This window comes from Neptuniibacter sp. UBA6509, assembly GCA_002435145.1.
In the GTDB taxonomy this organism is placed as follows: Bacteria; Pseudomonadota; Gammaproteobacteria; order Pseudomonadales; family Balneatricaceae; genus Neptuniibacter.
On record DJLT01000028.1, the window covers coordinates 11,544 to 12,489 of the forward strand.

At 41.8% G+C, this 946-nt stretch carries 2 protein-coding genes; both read left to right on the forward strand.

Annotated elements, in window-relative coordinates; all coding sequences use genetic code 11:
* Nucleotides 1-133 precede the first annotated feature (133 nt).
* Nucleotides 134-316 carry a YdeI/OmpD-associated family protein gene (locus B4K11_RS03650; protein ID WP_292954963.1) on the forward strand — a complete coding sequence of 61 codons (183 nt, stop codon included), beginning with the start codon at nt 134-136 and terminating at the stop codon, nt 314-316.
* Between the two features lie 9 nt (nt 317-325).
* Complete coding sequence (locus B4K11_RS03655) at nt 326-712, forward strand: YdeI/OmpD-associated family protein (RefSeq protein WP_292954965.1); 387 nt, start codon at nt 326-328, stop codon at nt 710-712.
* Nucleotides 713-946: the final 234 nt, after the last annotated feature.

A 946-nucleotide genomic window follows, 5' to 3' on the forward strand; every position in this document is an offset into this window, starting at 1 on the left:
TACTTAGATTTTTTTGACTTAAGCGTGTCAGTGATTGGGGTTTCAGGCCAAAATCAACATGATTAATTATAAGGATCAAAGCCTGTTATTCTCGATCCTCAAAATTTCATGAACAGTATAGAGAATCTAGCATATGCCTGAACCTGATCCATCAACAATAGCCATAACCTTTGAAACATCGGAAGCGCTCAACCAGTGGCTCAAGCTCAATCACGCATCCCAAAATGAGTTGTGGGTGAAGATGTTCAAGAAAAAGACAGGTATTCCAAGTGTCACTTGGGATGAAGTGGTGATTGAGGCACTTTGCTGGGGCTAGATCGATGGCATGAAAAAAACTATCGATGATCAAGCTTACCTCCAGCGTATAACCCCTAGAACCAAACGAAGTAACTGGTCTAAAAGAAACACGGTACATGTTGAACGTTTAATAAATGATGGACGGATGCAGGAACCGGGGCTTGTTCATGTTCGTGCAACTAAAGCTGACGGGCGCTGGGAAAAGGCCTATGTAGTCAGTGAAATAGAAGTGCCCGAAGATTTCTTAGCCGCATTAGAAAGTCAGCCAAGAGTTAAACAGTTTCTTGAAACTCTTAACAAGTCGAGTCGATATGTCATTGCCTATGGATTAACCAGCGCCAAGAAGGCTGAAACACGACAGAGACGATTCACAAAGTACATGACAATGCTTATTCAAGAGGAAAAACCTAAATAGCGAAATCAGGTCAGTTCCATTTGTGTAAATTCAAAAGCAATACATTAATGGGACTAAACTTCACCTTAGACACAGACACGCACCACAAAGGATAGACCTCGCTCACGCACGGCCCTAAACGCATATAATTCTATGCTTTCAAGAATAATACTCATCATTCTGATCCAAACAGGCCCGGACTGCGTATATAAAAATCTACCCTGACAATATAAGCCGGTGATTCATGCAGACAAC